Consider the following 17,767-nt stretch of genomic DNA (forward strand, 5'->3'; position numbering starts at 1 on the left):
TAGGTGATGCTAAAAACTTCCTTCTTGAAAATATGGAAGTATCCATCATGTTCTTCCAAGGTATCGTAATCGGTATCGATTTACCTGTAGCTGTTGAACTTCGCGTAGTTGAAACAGATCCTGGCATCCGTGGCGATACTGCAACTGGTGGTAATAAACCAGCTGTATTAGAAACAGGCTACACTGTAAAAGTACCTCTCTTCATTGAAGTAGATGATGTACTTCGTATTGATACTCGTACAGGACAATACATCGAACGTGCCTAATACTCATTGATATGTATTGGGGCTAGATCTTTTCATGGAATCTTATTCCCCATATATCGTAACATTTGCACTGTAAGCACTTGTCGTCTATGTAATTATATATAGGGACAAGTGCTTTTTTGAAAGAGGCCAGTATGACCAAGAAAAATACTGAACTAGAGTCTGGTAAAATCAAGATTAACGAAGATGTATATGCCACAATTGTAACAATGACTGCACTTGATACAAAGGGTATACATCATATGAGCTCCACCTTTAATGATGGTGTTAATACCTTTTTTAGACGTAAGTCCGATCATGAAGGTGTTAAGATATCTTTTAATGATGAAGGAGCTATATTAGTTACACTATATGTATGCATTCAATACGGATATCGTATTCCTGATGTTGTTTTACGCCTACAAGAGCGCATTAAAACTGCTTTAGTCTCTTATACAGAAATTGAGGTTCAAACCATTGATGTAGTTGTACAAGACATTATTTTTGATGACTTAGTAACGCCGCAACATCCATAGGAGGTATCTCTATGAGTTCAGACAATCAATTAAATTATGGCTTAGATACGGATACCATTGATATTGCAGATTCTGTCATCATTGATGTAGCGACGAAAACTTTAGGTACTATTCCTGGTATTCATTCTTTAAGTCCACGCTTTTACGATGAGTTAGTAGAGGGTATTACCCATGCGTTTGGTCAACGTAGCTTACCTGGTATCAATGTAAAACATCGTAAAGGTTTTATTGAAATTAATATTTATATCAAAGCATTGTATGGATATAATCTTATTGAATTATCCAAACAGCTGCAGTTAGAAATCAAACAAATCTTAAAAAATATGTTAGATCTTGATCATGTTAAGGTTGATGTGCATATTGAAGGGATTGTAAAAGAAAAGGAGCCAGTTTTACATGGTAACTAAGCGAAATCGGCGAGAAGCTCGTCAATACGCATTCCAAATGTTATATGCTAATGAATTTCATACCGATCAAAATGATGTTCAATTTCCTGAAGGAAATATCCATAAAGCAATGGATAAGGCATATGCCAATAGTATTATAGAGGGTGTATTATCAAATACTGAAGTAATTGATGCTACATTACAGTCATTCTGTAAATCTCGTAAGGTAGCAAATCTAGATAAGGTGGATCGGTCTATTTTACGCATTGCCGTTTGGGAAATGACAAATGAAGTGGAACCGTTAGAGCCATCTATTGCTATTAATGAAGCCATTCAATTAGCAAAAGAGTTTGGCTCTGATACATCTTATAAATTAATTAATGCAATCTTAGACGCATATAATAAGAGTAAATAATGAAACGATATTACTTAGGCATTGATACGAGTTGTTACACCACAAGTTGTGCCATTGTAGATAGCGACTTTCACATAGTAGGGGAAGCACGTAAAATCTTAGAGGTAAAACCAGGTGAGCGAGGACTACAACAATCAAATATGGTCTTTCAGCATACAAAGGCATTGCCTAAACTAATGTCAGAATTGCCTCAGGTACCAATTAGCGGTATAGGTATTAGTGGCTTTCCACGCCGTGAAGAACGCTCTTATATGCCTGCCTTTATGGTCGGATTAGGACAAGGGCAAACCTTGAGTCATCTTATGAATGTACCTTTACACATTTTTGCACACCAAGAGAATCATATATTAGCAGCACTGAGAGATTTAGCACATATTCCGACTGATCCATTTTTGGCATTACATCTGTCAGGTGGTACTACAGAGCTAGTATATTGTCATTATCAAGGTGAAGGGATTTTTGAATCTCAGATTGTTGGCGGTTCTAAAGATTTACAAGGTGGACAATATGTTGATCGCATCGGTGTCGCTATGGGCTTACCATTTCCTGCAGGTAAACATTTAGAGGCATTAGCATTACAAACTACAGAATATGAACCATTGCCATCATCTGTAAAAGACGGATGGATTAGCTTTGCCGGCCCTTGTAGTGCTGCTATGCGACGTATAAGCGAAGCTATGAGTGATACGGATAAATCTAATTTAGCTAGAGCTGTTTTTACTTCTATTGGAAATGCTCTAGAGAAAATGATAACTTATCATACTAAAGAGAAACCTGTACGTACACTTATCGCTGTAGGTGGTGTGATGAGTAATAGTTTACTTCGTAAGCGGATGGAAACCTATTGTAAACGAAATTATCTAAAATTACATGTGGCACAGCCACAATTTTCTGTTGATAATGCCACAGGTAATGCTTTTGGTGCTGCGTATTTACAAGAATCTAGAGGATAATCGTGAATGTATTAACCATTACACAATTGAACAATCTCATAAAGCGTACTTTAGATCGTGAGTATCTATTAAAGAATGTATACGTAAGTGGTACCATCATTAATGCCAAACGCCATAGTAGTGGACATATGTATTTTTCTTTAAAAGATGAGGAATCTGCTATTGATGTGACAATGTGGTCTAGTACCGTTATGCAAAAGGGACTAGCTAATGCCATTCAAAATGGTTTATTAGTAACTGTAAAAGCATCTGTTAACTTTTACAATAAGATGGGCCGTTTAAATCTCATTGCATCAGATATGCAGATAGGGGCTAAAAGTCCGTTACAGCTCGAATTTGATGCTTTAAAACGTGAATTAACTGCCCTAGGGTACTTTGATGATAGTCATAAACAAAGTTTACCGTACATGGCGAGTTGTATTGGTATCGTTACATCTCAATCTGGTGCCGTATTGCATGATATTCTACATGTCAGTGAGAGACGCAATCCATTGGTTCAATTTAAACTGTTTTCCGTTCCTGTACAAGGTAATACCGCAGGTCCAATTATAGCTAAAGGAATAGCTACGGCAGATGCTGATCCAGATGTTGATGTCATCATCATTGGTCGTGGTGGTGGATCTATGGAGGACTTGTGGTGTTTCAATGATAGAGCTGTTGTAGAGGCAATTTATAATGCTCATACACCGATTATTTCGGCGGTAGGTCACGAAACGGATTATACATTATGTGATTATGTTGCTGATGCACGTGGTGCTACGCCTAGTCATGCTGCAGAAATGGCAGTACTTCCAATTACTACATTACAAGATCAGCTGACAGAAAAAGAAGAGTATTTACACGAATATATGCGCTATACACTACAACAAAAACGTACAGATTTAACATTGCTCTTTAATCGAAGACTTGGCATTCCAGCTCTGCAATTTTTACATAAGCAAAAATCACATTTACAAGAGCTTTCACAAACTTTAACTAATGCAACTAAAGAACGTTGCAATACAGAGAGACATAGCTTAGCATTATTGGCACAACAGTTAGAGTCGCTAAACCCATTACAAATAATGGTTAAAGGCTTTGCAAAGGTTGAACATGATAACGAACCTATTACATCGGTTGTCCAATTACAAACAAATGATGATATACGAGTTACACTAGCTGATGGTTATATTACTGCTACGGTAAAGGAGGCGCACAAGGATGGCCGCATCACTAAAAAATTATGAGAAAAAATATAAGGCCTTAGAAGGGATTGTTAAGCAATTAGACGATGGGGATATGACCATTTCTGAGCTTTTATCACAATATAAAAAGGGCTTAACTTTGGTAAAAGAATGTGCTGAAATGCTTGACTCTGTTGAAGATGAAGTACAACAAATTATCGAAGAAGTCCGCATCAGTGAATAAGGAGATTCTATGTTCAAAGATTATTTAGCGTCTAGCAAACAAAATATTGAACAGTGGTTAGGGGAGGTATTAACTAGCCCAAATCAAGAATTTAAACCACTTTATGAATCTATGAATTATAGTTTAATGCAAGGTGGCAAACGAATACGACCTATTTTAACTAAGGCTGTGTTAGAAATGCTTCATAAAAAGCCAGCTGATTATAAGGAATTTCTATGTGCTATGGAGTGTATCCATACTTATTCATTAGTTCATGATGATTTACCAGCTATGGATAATGATGATTATCGCAGAGGTAATTTGACTAATCACAAAGTATACGGTGAGGGGCTTGCTATTTTAGCCGGTGATGGGTTATTAACATATGCATTTCAATTGATGACATCAAATACAATTGCTAGTGCACAGCAAAAACTAGATGCTGTACGATGTGTTGCTACTGCGGCTGGTCCTGAAGGTATGGTTGGGGGACAAGCCTTTGATTTACTCAGCGAAGACAAACATATTTCTTTAAAAGAATTAAAGGTTTTACATAGTGGTAAAACAGGTGCACTATTTAACGCTTCTGTAGAATTAGGTCTTATTCTTGGAAATGCTAATAATACTACACGAACAGCCCTTATGGAATATTCTAATTGCTTGGGATTGTTATTCCAAATCACTGATGATATTTTAGATGTAACCGGTACTATTGAAGAATTAGGGAAAACACCTGGTAGTGATATTCGCCAACATAAATCTACCTATGTATCTTTACTAGGCTTAGAGGAGGCAAAACAACAAGCCTCCTTAGTAGGACAACAAGCTCATGATGCGTTAAACTTGCTTTCTTATGATACAACTATACTGGCAGCATTAATTGATTATCTTTTAGAACGTACGAATTAATAGGTATTACCTGTAGAAGGTATAAACAATGATTGATATATTACCACAAATAACACATAATTATATCGCACAAGCTGCATTTTGGGGCTGGTTTACTGCTCAAGCTATTAAATTCGTATGGCAACTTGTAAGACATGGTAAATTTCGTCCAGAGCGCCTTGTTGGATCTGGTGGTTTTCCAAGTTCACATACATCATTTGTTATCGCTACAACAACAGCAATTTATTTAAAAAATGGTGTATCAGATCTTTTTATATTATCTTTAGTATTTTCAATTGTTGTTATGTATGATGCGTCTGGTGTACGATTAGAGGCAGGACGACAAGCTCAAATACTTAATCAAATTGTAGATTATTTTACCAAAAAGAATATACCTGTTGTCATTACACGTAAAGAAGCATTAAAAGAGTTGTTGGGACATACACCTATCGAAGTATTTGGTGGTTTAATTCTCGGCATTCTCGTGGCCTTTATTCAGTTTTATTGTATTTATCATGGTGTAATATGAGCAACAAAGAACGATTAGATATACTCCTCGTTAATCGAGGTCTTTTTGAAAGTAGAGAAAAAGCAAAAGCAGCTATTATGGCGGGCCTTATATTTATGGATACTACACGTATAGATAAAGCAGGCACCAAGATTCCTGTGGATGCCAATATTATTGTAAAAGGCAATACTTTACCTTATGTAAGTCGTGGAGGACTTAAATTAGAAAAGGCTATTCAAACTTACCCTATCGATTTACATGGGGCTGTGATGATTGATATAGGAGCTAGTACAGGTGGTTTTACAGATTGCGCATTACAAAACGGTGCGTCTAAGGTCTTTGCCATCGATGTAGGATATAATCAATTAGCTTGGAAATTACGCCAAGATTCACGTGTAATCAATATGGAAAAACAAAATATCCGTACAGTTACTGTTGAACAAATAGGTGAACTTGTTGATTTTATTTCTATTGATGTAGCATTTATTTCTTTAGACAAAGTTTTACCAGTAGCTACTAATTTATTAAAAGATACGGGCTCACTTGTGGCCTTAATAAAACCACAATTTGAGGCTGGTAAAGAAAATGTTGGTAAGGGTGGTATAGTACGAGATAGTGAGATCCATAAAGAAGTATTACATCGTATTCTACAAGTTGCGTATGACTGTGGTTTATATACACACGGCTTAACTTTCTCTCCAATCAAAGGAATGGAAGGGAATATTGAGTTTTTAGGTTATTTTAAAAAGTACGAAGAAGGGGCTTTATCGATTAACGATGAATTAATTGATTCAGTCGTTATAAACGCTCATTCACTATAGGAGATTACTATGCGTATCGGATTCTTCCCTAATATGGGGAAAAGCAATATTATGGCAGTTTTAAAAATGGCTGCACATATTTGTAAAGATGAAGGTATCGAAGTATTTTTGCCAGATGATCTCGAATCAGATGCACCTGCACGAGTACTTAAGATTCCTGAAACTCATATTTTAAGTCGCCCAGAAATTTTTAAAGAAATAGATATTGCCTTTAGTTTTGGTGGTGATGGTACCATCATCCATCTTGCAAGACAAATTTATCCATATAATGTACCTGTTTGTGGTATTAATCTTGGCGAATTAGGTTTTTTAAACCAAATTGAAGTTCACCAAATGCAAAGCCATATTAAACGTATCGCTAACGGTGATTACAATATTGAAAAGCGCGGCCACTTATATGCATATATTGACCGCAATAATGGTAATGAAGAAGAGTTAGTACCAATCATTAATGAAATTGTCATTACTCGTGCTGAACCTGCTAAAATGGCTCGAATTAATATGTCTATTAATAATCAACACACGCAAATGTATCCATCGGATGGTTTAATTATTTCCTCTGCTACAGGTTCTACGGGCTATAATCTATCGGCTGGTGGTCCAATCATGAAACCAGATAATCGATCAATCATTGTCACCCCAGTAGCACCACATTTAATTCAAGGTGTAAGCCTTGTTTTAGAGGAACATGATACGATTCAAATTACAATGCCGGAAAGAGAACCACAATTACATATTTGTATTGATGGTACATTTGACTATACTTTTACAAATAAAGAAACCTTACATATAAGCTCTAATCCTGTATATTGTTTATTTGTACGATTCAAGGATCAATGTTTCTTTGGTACACTATTTAAAAAGTTAGCATCTCGTCGAGATGAATTGTTATAACCAAATCTCAAGTGGGGTGGTTTTGTGATTAACATTAACAATGCTGTTCAATTCCAACATTTAATCTGGGATCGATGCATGGAAAATGCCAAAGTGGTAGTAGATGCTACATGTGGTAATGGCCATGATCTTTTATACCTTTCTAAACGGGCACAAAAAGCATGCCATCTATATGGAATTGATATTCAAATGAAAGCTATTAAAACTAGCAAGGAGCTTTTACAATCAAATGATATTGCGCCAGAAGTAAGTTTAACGTTTATTCATGACTCTCATGATTTGGCGGTAGCTCATCAATTAAAAGATGAAGTTATTGATTTAATGATTTTTAACCTCGGATATTTACCTGGAGGAGATCACCAAGTTGTAACAAAACCGCACCAGACCATTGATGCCATAAATGAAGGTTTACAAAAACTTTCCAAGTCTGGAGTTATTACAATAGTTGCTTACCCTGGAACAACAGAGGGATTTGAAGAAATGCAGTCTCTTAAATCGTATTTATCAGATTTAGATCAGAAAATATATAATGTATGTCATTGGCATCCGATGAACCAAATACATAATCCACCTGAGTTATTTATATTGCAAAAACGATAAAACGAAATATATCTTTATTCATTATGAATAAAACTCATACTCAGTTAGTAAAACCCCCTTTATAGGGGATTTTAATTATACATGTATATTTTTCTATTTTTAAATTATTAATTCCCTATAAATAGATGAACCTTATTAGCTATGAATTTGTACGTTGTTATTATATAGAATATTAACAATATTTTAAATATTAATATAATATGCATAAGACGTATAATATATGCGATTTATACCATATATTAATTATGAATATATGGTATAATATTATCAGAAAGATACTATTCTCTTTTATGTGCAAGGTTTAAAAAAGGGAGTTCAAAATGAAACGCTATCGCTATAACAAAATTAAAGAGATCGTGCAGTCCAAGGCGATTGAAACACAAGAGGAGTTAGCTGCGGCTTTACTAGAAGAAGGTATTGAAGTAACACAAGCTACAGTTTCTCGTGATATTAAGGAATTGATGTTAATCAAAATTCCTACAGGCGATGGACATTATCGTTATGCATTATCTCCAGAGGAAAATGTAGTTTTATCTCGTAGTCGTATTAACCGACTATTCCAAGATTCTTTGATTAAGGTTGATCACAGTTTAAACCAAGTTGTATTACATACAATCCCTGGTTCTGCTCAATCTGTAGCATTTTCTATCGACCATGCAAAATGGTCTGAAATTATTGGTACATTAGCAGGGGATGATACTATTTTGTTAATTGCAAAATCTGAAGCTGAAGTTCCAGCAATTTTAGCGAAAATTCAAGATTTAATGAAGGACTAATAATATGTTAACGCAAATGAGCATTCGCAACTTTGCGTTGATTGAGCAAATGAATATTTCATTTAATGATGGCATTACTATCTTTACCGGCGAAACTGGGGCAGGGAAATCCATTCTTATGGATGCCTTTAGTATCCTATTAGGAGAACGCGCAAGTAGCGAGTTTATTCGTCACGGTAAAGATAGTTTTGTTATTGATGGAATATTTGATATTGCTAATCACCAAAGTATTCAAGACCTATTAGAGTCTAAAAATATCATGATAGAAGAAGGCCAGTTAATTCTATCTAGATCTTTTAACCGTAATGGCAAATCTAGTATTTTGGCTAATGATCAACCAATACCTTTAAAAGCTTTAAAGGAAATCGGTCAATACTTAGCAGATATTCACGGACAATATAGCAACCAACGCTTACTAGATGCTGATACACATCATGAATATTTAGATACTTTTAATAAGGAAGGAAAAGAAGCCTATAAAGCTTATACTGATGCGTATAAAATTTATAAGCAAGCAAAACAAGATGTAGATCATTTACAAGAAAATATGTCTGAGCGAGCTCGGGATCTTGATATGCTTAGATACCAAATCGACGAAATTGAAGACGCTGGTCTAAGTGTTGGTGAAGATGTAATTATTGCTGAAGAACTTAAGCGTTTAGACAGTTTTGAACATATTGATAAGGTATTAGGTTCTTGTTATGATGCTTTTTATAATGGACGTCAACCATTACTTGATACGATTAACTCGATTAAGGCAGAGGTTAATGATTTGGTAAAATACGATAGCGAGTTAAAAGAAGTATCAGAAATGGTGGACTCTGCTTATTTTCAACTAGAAGAAGCCGCGCAATCTTTAGATCGTTACAGAGACACCATCAGTTACGATGAAGAACGTTATAAGTATTGCCAAGATCGAGATACAACCATTTATGGGTTAAAGAAAAAATATGGTGAAACCGTAGAGGAGATTTTAGCTTACGAAGAAAAGGCGCAAGCTCGCTTAGAAGAATTAGAAGGGCTTGTATTTGCGCAAGACGAATTAGAAGCTCGTTTAGAAGAAGCGAAAAAGGCAGCAGAAGAAGCCTTAACTGTTTTACACGAGGTACGTCTTAAAAATGCAAAAATTATTGCTACGGCCTTACATCAAGAACTAGTTGATTTAGGTATGCCAAAAGGGGATATTCAATTTCAGATTGAAGATGGTATTGAATTATCTTCATTAGGTGCAAAATCCATTGAAATGTTATTTTCCGCAAATAAGGGGGAGCAATTATTACCACTACATAAAGTAGCTTCCGGTGGTGAGTTAGCCCGTATTGCATTAGCCTTTAAATCTGTATTCCGTAGTGATACCTTTAAAACGATGGTGTTTGACGAAATTGACGTCGGTATCAGTGGTGATATAGCACTTAAGGTGGCAGAGAAAATACTTAATTTATCTAAAACCAATCAAGTATTTTGCATTACTCATCTGCCTCAAACTGCAAGTATTGCGAAACAACACTATCATCTATCTAAAATCGAGCAAGATGATCGTACAATTTCTACATTAGCAGTTTTAAATAAGGAAGAACGAGTAACACAAATTGCGTCTATGATGTCTGGTAAGGGAATGTCTGCTACAGCACTTGCAGCGGCGAAAGAACTTATTGACCATTTTAATTGACTAAAATCGCATAATTACTTATACTAATAGTATTAAATGAATATGTTGATAGAGGTGCGAGTATTAAGAGTAATCATGAGGAGTAGGCATGCATTGATCCATGATAAAAGGGATGCTTGCCGAAGTTCGATGATTGCGACTCATCGTTCTGGTTGTCTATTTAATAGATAGACAACTGTCATCAATCCTGTATTGGTGGAGTGCTATCATTGAGCTTTTCGTAAGAGTATATATAGTTATATAATCTATAAGGCCAGTGGATGCATCCACTGGCTTTTTTGGAGGTATATATGATTCGAGTAATGGTAAATGGCGCTGGCGGCAAAATGGGTCGTGAAGTAGTTAAAGCGGTACATAATGATCCTGAATTAACATTAGTTGGTGGTATTGATCCAACTAAGGCAGGGGAAGATGTAGGCTCCGTAGCAGGAATCGAACAATTAGGTATCAAGATGAATGCCTCCATCGATGAGGTTTTAGATACAAATAAACCTGATGTTATTGTAGATTTTACTAATCCTGCTGTTATTTATGAAAACGCGAAAAGAATGTTATCCGCTGGGATTCATGTTGTCATCGGTACTACAGGATTGACCGCAGAACAACGCGATGAACTTGATGCAATTGGTCGTTCCAATCAAGCGAATTGCTTAGTGGCTCCAAACTTTTCTCTTGGGGCAGTAATGATGATGAAAGTGTCTGCAGAGCTCGCTCCATATTTCCCTAATGTAGAAATTATAGAATTACATCATAATCACAAATACGATGCGCCTTCTGGCACAGCTATTTTAACAGCTAAATTAATTAACGATGCTAAACAAGCTGCTAAGGTAACTGCTGATGAGGATTTGACTCGTGAAAGTTTACCAGGTGCTCGTGGTGCTAAGGTTGACGATGTAACAATTCATAGTGTACGCCTTCCAGGTTATGTAGCTCATCAAGAAGTATTATTTGGTGGTTATGATGAAACATTAACCATACGTCATGATAGCTTAAGTCGTTTATCTTTTATGCCAGGCGTAGTATTAGCATGTAAAAAAATTAGTTCTAAAACTGGCTTAACATACGGTTTAGAACATTATTTATAATATTTGTGCAAGGAGATGTATCAATGAAAAAACCTAATGTTGCTATTCTAGGTGCTACTGGTGCAGTAGGTGCTGAATTTATTACACTTATTGAAGAACGTAACTTTCCTTATGAAAACTTAAAACTATTAGCTTCCGCTCGTTCTGCAGGTACAGAACTTACTGTGAATGGTAAAACATATATTGTAGAAGAAGCAAAACCTGAATCTTTTGATAATATTGATATTGCATTATTTGCAGGTGGCTCTATATCTAAAACATTAGCGCCTGAAGCCGCTAAACGCGGTGCTATTGTAATCGATAACTCTAGTGCATTCCGTATGGATCCTGAAGTTCCACTCGTAGTACCAGAAGTTAACCCAGAAGATATTTTGAAACATAAAGGTATCATTGCAAATCCTAACTGCTCTACAATCATTATGAGCTTAGGTTTAAAACCTCTTCATGATATTTCTCCTATTAGACGCGTAATTGTAAGCACATACCAAGCTGTATCTGGTGCAGGTAAAGAAGGTATTGAAGAACTTGAAAATCAAGTAAAACAATATACTGCAGGCAAAGAGATGACAGCAAATCTATTACCAACAGGCTCTGCTCCTAAACACTATCCTGTAGCTTTCAACTTATTGCCACAAATTGATGTGTTTTTAGAAAACGATTATACTAAAGAAGAAATGAAGATGGTTTACGAAACACAAAAAATTCTTCATGACGAAACTATTCAAGTAGTTCCAACTACAGTTCGTGTTCCTGTATATCGCTCCCATTCTGAATCTGTCTTGGTAGAAACAGCAGAACCGGTATCTGTAGAGGCTTTCAAAGCGGCATGTGAAAAATTCCCTGGTTTACAAGTTAAAGATAATCCTGCTGAACAAATTTACCCTATGCCATTGTATACATCTAATCAAAACGACTGTGAAATAGGTCGTATTCGTAAAGACTTATACAATGACAACGGTATGAACTTCTGGATTGTAGGGGACCAAATTCGTAAAGGTGCAGCTCTTAATGCGTTGCAAATTGCTGAGTACTTGGTGGAAAAACAAGCATTTTAATCTATCAAGGGGAGGATATATATGAAAACCTTTGGTCGAGTGTTAACAGCTATGGTGACATCCTTTAATAGTGATGGATCCGTAAATATTGAAAATTGTATTGATATCGCCAATTATCTGTTAGATAATGGCTCTGATGGTCTTGTAGTTTGTGGTACAACGGGTGAAAACCCAACTATGTCTAGAGACGAAAAATTAGCTCTATTTAATGCGATTGCAAAAGAATGTGGACATAAAGGTTCGATTATTGCCAATGTAGGCAGTAACGATACAAAAGCTTCTGCAGACTTTGTAAAGGAAGTCTCTAAAATCGATGGTATCGATGGTTTGCTAGTTGTAGTACCTTATTACAATAAACCTAACCAGCAAGGTCAATATTTGCATTTTAAAACTATTGCAGAAGCTACTACATTGCCAATCATGGTGTATAATGTTCCAAGTCGTGTGGGGACAGGTATTTTCCCAACTACCTTAGTTCAACTACATAACGAATATCCACATATTTGTGCGATTAAAGAGGCAAGTGGTAATTTGATGATTGCTTCTGAAATTAAGCGCTTAATGCCTAGAGATGATTTCATGGTATATAGTGGGGATGATGGTCTTACATTACCGATGCTTTCTATTGGGGGGTGTGGGGTAGTATCCGTAGTATCTCATGTAGCAGGCAAAGATATGAATGCTATGATTCAAGCTTATGAATCTGGTCATAACCACGAAGCGATTCGTATTCATCAAGCCTTATCAGAAATCATAAAAGCAATGTTCATCACCACAAATCCGATTCCTGTCAAATATGCAGCCCGTAAAATTGGCTTGCCTGTGGGAAAATTTAATTTACCAATGTGTGAACCAACGGCTGATGAAGCAGCATATATTGATAAAGCATTAGTAGAATATTTACAATAAAATATCAGTATAATTAAAACCAGTAACTACATTATAGCTACTGGTTTTTATTTATACTACAATCTTACTGTTATTTTTGTTTGCCATATATTTACCTTATCACCGGATATTGTTATTGGTGTTATATTAGTAGGTTGTTGTCCCGGTGGAACAGCCAGTAATGTTATAACCTATATTGCCAATGGTGATGTCCCTTTATCTGTAGGAATGACAATTACTTCAACATTAATAGCTCCCATAGTTACACCATTATTAATCCTATATATTGGTGGCGCATGAGTAGATGTTCAAGTACTACCAATGATGATTACTATGGTAAAAATTATTGTTGTGCCAATCTTATTGGGCGCTGTAATCCAATATGTATGTAAATCACATATTAATACTTTAACTAGTATTAGTCCTATCTTCTCAATGATAGCTATTATACTATTAATAGCAGCCATTATTGCTATCAACAAGGATAAACTATTGGTTTCTGGGCTGGAAACACTTATTGTCATTGGTATACATAATATACTAGGTCTACTACTAGGCTTAGGTGTAGGAGCACTGCTTAAATTAAGATATGATAAAACTACAGCGCTAGCAATAGAGGTAGGAATGCAGAATAGTGGTTTAGCCGTAACATTGGCAGCAACAAATTTTGCATTAAATCCATTAGCAACGCTAGTAGGGGCGATATTTAGTGTATGGCATAATATATCAGGTGCTATTTTTGCTACTCTACGGAGAGAAAATAGTTTACATTAAAAATAAACTTTATACATGTAACAAAAAAACGGCAACAATATGTTGCCGTTCTTTTGTTTATATTCTATCTCGTACAAGACCGATTACGAGGCCCTCAATATGACAATCATCTACAATAATTGGATCAAAATCATCATTTTCAGGCTGCAAACGAATGTGACCATTTTCTTTGTAAAAACGTTTTACTGTAGCTTCATCATCGATACGTGCTACAACTACGTCGCCATTATTAGCTGTATTTTGATGGCGTACGATGAGCATATCACCTTCATACATACCAATATTCATCATAGATTCGCCTTGAACACGAAGCAAGAAACAATCGGAATCACCAGTCAATTGAACTGGCAATGTAAGCGTGGACTCTAAGTTTTCCACAGCAGTAATAGGCATACCTGCTTGTACAGTACCGATAAGAGGTACTTGTTTAAGACCTGCGCCTAAAAACTCAAAGTTATCAGAGCTAGACGTTTCATTACCAGTTACTGAGATAGAAGGTTTAGTATCTTCTAAAACGGTAATAGCACGATTTTTATTTGGATCACGTTTAATATAGCCAAATTTTTCTAGCGCATTCAAATGAGATTGAACAGTAGAAGTGGAACTTAGCCCTACATGTGTACAGATTTCACGAACTGTAGGACAACGATATTCATTATGTAATGAATCTTTTATAAAGTCTAATATACGGCGCTGTTTTGTATTAATATCTGTAGCAGGGCGTCTCACGATAAACCTCCAAAGTCAATCTAATGTCAGATTAATGTCAATCTATATGCGTAAAAATTACCACATAATGTACTATATAATAAAAATATAAAATATTTACTTAACTTATATACCTATTATAGGCAATTTTAAAAGTTTTTGCAAACATTTGTTCTAAAACACTTGACCGAACATTCGTTCGTGTGCTATTATAAGCATGTAAACAAACAAATGTTCTCAGATATTATGTTCGATGTAAATGTGAGGTATGAGATGAAAAATATATTGATGATGGTAGGAATGTGCTTAACAGTATTATTTGGTTATAATATGTCAAATCCTGCAACAGAGGTAAATACACATAATGTACGTGAGGTAAAGGTTCAAGTAGGAGATACAATGTGGGACATTGCAGCACGTACAGCTCATAAAGATATGGATGTTCGTGAAATGGTATATGCCATGAAGGAACTTAACAATATTAGCGATTCTGGTGCACTTGTACCTGGTACAGTATTAAAAGTGCCAGCTAAAAAAACTGATAGTCCAGTTAGAGCTTTGGACTATGTGGCTCAAAACTAAATATATATGGGGATATCCCACGCAAAAAAGCAGCTACTCAATCGAGTTAGCTGCTTTTTGTTATCTAAATCGTTTCTCAAAGATCGTTGAGATAGGATTATCAACGAATTTATTGGCTTCATTAATATAACGACGAACCATATTAACACTATGATGGCGAGTTTGTCGCATAATATTACGTTCCTCAACACCATAAGCTGCTGCAGTCGTTGCGAAGCCATGACGTAAACTATGAGCGCCATACATGGTCGGATCTAGACCAATAAGAGAAATATATTTCTTTACGATTTCTGCAATCATCTTATCGGATATAGCTGTTTTACGTAAAGACATATTTTTTGTAAACCCTCTAAATACAGGTCCCTCAGTAATACCAGAAGCACGTAACCATTGTTGTAAGGCTCGTACTGCATCTAACGGAGAACCAGATAAATGTGGGATAGCTACCACTGCACCTTGACCTTCTTGATCGGCCTTAGAGGATGCTACAAAGATTTCAACACCTTGTGGTGAAAATTGAAGATTTTCTACTGTAATAGCTGCAATCTCACTGCGCCGGAAAGCACCCATAAAGCCAATCAAAAGAATAGCTTTATCGCGCAATAATTGAAGTTCCGGTACATCTAGCTTAGTCATACAGTCTATAATATCTTCAATATCTTCTAACAAAACTGGGGTTTTTCCTTGTTGGAATGTTCCTTTTAATCGTCTAATACCACGTAAGGCCTGTTTAACGATAGGAGCCATACATGGATTATCTCTTTGGCCAGAAGCATTAAAATTTTCAGATATAGCACTAATACGACGTGAAATTGTATTTGCCTTTGCATAATCTGCTAGATCGTTAATATAATTTACTATTGTTTCTGGTGTAGCTGGAAAATAAGATACCTTTTGATAAGTACACCAATCTACGAAATCGTCCCAATCCGATTCGTAAGCATCAACAGTATTCTCAGCCTTAGATAACAATATGCTTTGTTTTGCTTTCATAGACAACTTTGTACTATTCATAAGCGCATCATTATTGCGCAAATAAAAATGCTTTTGTTGTTTCTTAGACTCTGACATAATTCACCCTTACCCATAAAATATTAATATAATTGTACCATAGATTAGATCTTTATATGCTATAATTAGAGAATATAATAAATAATTCGGGAGCGTTTACGAATACATGACGAAGAAATACATATTAGTAGGAACAGTACTTGTTCTTTTGGGTACAAGTGGTTGCTCATACATTCCAACAGAAAATATTTCTTATGGTGTATATTATAATGATACAGATCTATCAAATACACCAAAGAACGAATTACAAGCACGTTTACAAGAGGTGAATGATAAGATACCTCAGATTATATCTATCGATATGGGAAATAATAAAAAACAACAGGCCACATATCATGATTTAGGTATTCAATTCGATACAGAGGCTATGGTAAAAGCTATTTCCACATACGGCTATGAGGATGATATGTGGACAGTATTGTCACATAGATTTAATGGTTTATTTTATGGTCATCATTTTAAACCACAATATAAGTTAGACGAAGTAAAAGGCAAAACATATCTCACTGAGTTAGCAAAAACAATAGATACACCTGGTCATGATGCCTATCTTACTGTTGAAAATGGACAAGTAGTAATACATCCGTCAAAAGAAGGCAAACGTATTGATATCGATGCTACCTTGAAAAAGCTAAAAGATGATCTACAGATTAGCGATAGTATAAATTCTCTTTCTATGGTATTTACTACGCAGAATACGGTAAAAGTTACTGATACTGATCTAAAACCTTTAAATACTGTATTAGCATCTTTCACAACGGAGTATAATCCAAGTAATGAAAGCAGAACACATAATATCCAATTAGCTTCTGATAAGATAAATGGTACACTCATTAAGCACGGTGCACAATTCTCTTTTAACGATGTTGTAGGCGAACGTACTGCAGAAGCTGGCTATGATGATGCGCCTGTTATGATTGATGGCAAATTAGTTCCAGGCATTGGTGGCGGTATTTGCCAAGTAAGTTCTACTATTTTTAATACAGCTTTATTATCTGGTATGAATATTGTTGAACGTACACCTCATTTTGAACCAGTTGGATATATTCAAGCTGGTAGAGATGCTACGGTAGCTTGGGGCTATTTAGACTTTAAGTTTAGAAATCCGTACCAACATTCTATTTATATCTTAAGTGTTATGAATAATGGTACGTTAACTATTTACATTATAGGTACAGCTGAAGATAAACCAAAAAATGTATCTATCTCTGTAGGCGATTATGGTGAGATTCCAAATAAAACAATAACTAAGGTAGATCCATCTTTAAAAGAAAAAGAGGTACAAGAGGGCCATGTAGGCTTAAAAATGAATACGTATAGAACCATTACATATGGTAACTGGGTTACTCAAACTGATTCCTTTGAGTCTGTATATGACCCTGTAGATACGATTATTACAATGCCTGCAACACCTGAAGCGCCACCTAAGAAAACAGATAAAAAGAAATCATAACTATAGCTTTTATGAAATATAGCCTAAACTATTGACCATTGTATATAAATAGTTTAGGCTATTATTTGGGC

20 protein-coding genes, 2 pseudogenes and 1 riboswitch are annotated in these 17,767 nt (G+C 35.6%); of the genes and pseudogenes, 20 read left to right on the plus strand and 2 right to left on the minus strand.

Annotated features, from left to right (window positions below; all coding sequences use genetic code 11):
* From RYO55_RS04665 to RYO55_RS04750, 18 genes and pseudogenes are all read left to right on the plus strand, one after another.
* Positions 1–266, plus strand: a pseudogene (locus tag RYO55_RS04665) (elongation factor P); the annotation flags it as partial.
* Positions 267–400: 134 nt separating this feature from the next.
* Positions 401–781: an Asp23/Gls24 family envelope stress response protein gene (locus RYO55_RS04670; protein ID WP_308521062.1), complete on the plus strand. Its 381-nt coding sequence runs from the start codon at positions 401–403 to the stop codon at positions 779–781.
* A gap of 11 nt (positions 782–792) precedes the next feature.
* Positions 793–1,188, plus strand: a complete 396-nt coding sequence (locus RYO55_RS04675; RefSeq protein ID WP_295814311.1) for an Asp23/Gls24 family envelope stress response protein — start codon at positions 793–795, stop codon at positions 1,186–1,188.
* Positions 1,178–1,582, plus strand: coding sequence for a transcription antitermination factor NusB (nusB, locus tag RYO55_RS04680; RefSeq protein WP_314984372.1), 405 nt, complete (start codon positions 1,178–1,180; stop codon positions 1,580–1,582). The genes RYO55_RS04675 and nusB overlap by 11 nt, the downstream gene beginning before the upstream one ends.
* Entirely contained in the window at positions 1,582–2,535 is a 954-nt protein-coding gene (locus tag RYO55_RS04685) for a metallohydrolase (protein ID WP_314984373.1), read from the plus strand. Before nusB ends, RYO55_RS04685 begins: the two co-directional genes overlap by 1 nt.
* 2 nt (positions 2,536–2,537) lie before the next feature.
* Positions 2,538–3,761 carry an exodeoxyribonuclease VII large subunit gene (gene xseA / locus RYO55_RS04690; protein ID WP_314984375.1) on the plus strand — a complete coding sequence of 408 codons (1,224 nt, stop codon included), beginning with the start codon at positions 2,538–2,540 and terminating at the stop codon, positions 3,759–3,761.
* Positions 3,736–3,942: an exodeoxyribonuclease VII small subunit gene (gene xseB, locus RYO55_RS04695; protein WP_314984377.1), complete on the plus strand. Its 207-nt coding sequence runs from the start codon at positions 3,736–3,738 to the stop codon at positions 3,940–3,942. The genes xseA and xseB overlap by 26 nt, the downstream gene beginning before the upstream one ends.
* Before the next feature lie 9 nt (positions 3,943–3,951).
* The gene (locus tag RYO55_RS04700) at positions 3,952–4,830 is read left to right on the plus strand and encodes a farnesyl diphosphate synthase (RefSeq protein ID WP_314984379.1); all 879 of its coding nucleotides are present in this window, start codon (positions 3,952–3,954) and stop codon (positions 4,828–4,830) included.
* Between the two features lie 28 nt (positions 4,831–4,858).
* Positions 4,859–5,338 (plus strand): divergent PAP2 family protein, encoded by a 480-nt coding sequence (locus tag RYO55_RS04705; RefSeq protein WP_295814330.1) that lies wholly within the window; start codon positions 4,859–4,861, stop codon positions 5,336–5,338.
* The gene (locus RYO55_RS04710) at positions 5,335–6,138 is read left to right on the plus strand and encodes a TlyA family RNA methyltransferase (RefSeq protein WP_314984380.1); all 804 of its coding nucleotides are present in this window, start codon (positions 5,335–5,337) and stop codon (positions 6,136–6,138) included. Before RYO55_RS04705 ends, RYO55_RS04710 begins: the two co-directional genes overlap by 4 nt.
* A 9-nt stretch (positions 6,139–6,147) precedes the next feature.
* Positions 6,148–7,032, plus strand: coding sequence for an NAD(+)/NADH kinase (locus tag RYO55_RS04715; RefSeq protein WP_308521056.1), 885 nt, complete (start codon positions 6,148–6,150; stop codon positions 7,030–7,032).
* Positions 7,033–7,056: 24 nt separating this feature from the next.
* Positions 7,057–7,632, plus strand: a complete 576-nt coding sequence (locus RYO55_RS04720) for a class I SAM-dependent methyltransferase (protein ID WP_021148148.1) — start codon at positions 7,057–7,059, stop codon at positions 7,630–7,632.
* A 320-nt stretch (positions 7,633–7,952) separates the two neighbouring features.
* Entirely contained in the window at positions 7,953–8,408 is a 456-nt protein-coding gene (gene argR / locus RYO55_RS04725) for an arginine repressor (protein WP_024065706.1), read from the plus strand.
* A gap of 4 nt (positions 8,409–8,412) precedes the next feature.
* Complete coding sequence (recN, locus tag RYO55_RS04730; protein WP_314984383.1) at positions 8,413–10,077, plus strand: DNA repair protein RecN; 1,665 nt, start codon at positions 8,413–8,415, stop codon at positions 10,075–10,077.
* A 41-nt stretch (positions 10,078–10,118) separates the two neighbouring features.
* Positions 10,119–10,291: riboswitch (Lysine riboswitch) on the plus strand.
* A 76-nt stretch (positions 10,292–10,367) separates the two neighbouring features.
* Positions 10,368–11,165: a 4-hydroxy-tetrahydrodipicolinate reductase gene (gene dapB / locus RYO55_RS04735; protein ID WP_314984385.1), complete on the plus strand. Its 798-nt coding sequence runs from the start codon at positions 10,368–10,370 to the stop codon at positions 11,163–11,165.
* A 23-nt stretch (positions 11,166–11,188) separates the two neighbouring features.
* Positions 11,189–12,220: an aspartate-semialdehyde dehydrogenase gene (locus RYO55_RS04740; protein ID WP_105086504.1), complete on the plus strand. Its 1,032-nt coding sequence runs from the start codon at positions 11,189–11,191 to the stop codon at positions 12,218–12,220.
* Between the two features lie 21 nt (positions 12,221–12,241).
* On the plus strand, positions 12,242–13,129 hold the full coding sequence (dapA, locus tag RYO55_RS04745) for a 4-hydroxy-tetrahydrodipicolinate synthase (RefSeq protein ID WP_295815811.1): 888 nt from the start codon (positions 12,242–12,244) through the stop codon (positions 13,127–13,129).
* A 30-nt stretch (positions 13,130–13,159) separates the two neighbouring features.
* Positions 13,160–13,882 (plus strand): annotated as a pseudogene (locus tag RYO55_RS04750) (bile acid:sodium symporter family protein).
* Positions 13,883–13,939: 57 nt separating this feature from the next.
* Here the strand turns inward: RYO55_RS04750 and lexA are convergent.
* Positions 13,940–14,611 (minus strand): transcriptional repressor LexA, encoded by a 672-nt coding sequence (lexA, locus tag RYO55_RS04755; protein WP_012864371.1) that lies wholly within the window; start codon positions 14,609–14,611, stop codon positions 13,940–13,942.
* 252 nt (positions 14,612–14,863) lie between these two features.
* Here lexA and RYO55_RS04760 point away from each other — a divergent pair, with 252 nt between their 5' ends.
* Positions 14,864–15,172, plus strand: coding sequence for a LysM domain-containing protein (locus tag RYO55_RS04760; protein ID WP_314984387.1), 309 nt, complete (start codon positions 14,864–14,866; stop codon positions 15,170–15,172).
* Positions 15,173–15,232: 60 nt separating this feature from the next.
* Here RYO55_RS04760 and RYO55_RS04765 read toward each other — a convergent pair whose 3' ends face one another.
* On the minus strand, positions 15,233–16,243 hold the full coding sequence (locus tag RYO55_RS04765) for a site-specific integrase (RefSeq protein WP_008600957.1): 1,011 nt from the start codon (positions 16,241–16,243) through the stop codon (positions 15,233–15,235).
* Between the two features lie 106 nt (positions 16,244–16,349).
* Between RYO55_RS04765 and RYO55_RS04770 the strand changes: the two genes are divergently transcribed.
* Positions 16,350–17,696: a VanW family protein gene (locus RYO55_RS04770; protein WP_314984388.1), complete on the plus strand. Its 1,347-nt coding sequence runs from the start codon at positions 16,350–16,352 to the stop codon at positions 17,694–17,696.
* The last annotated feature ends 71 nt before the right edge of the window (positions 17,697–17,767 follow it).

Source organism: uncultured Veillonella sp. (assembly GCF_963551295.1).
Lineage (GTDB): Bacteria > Bacillota > Negativicutes > Veillonellales > Veillonellaceae > Veillonella.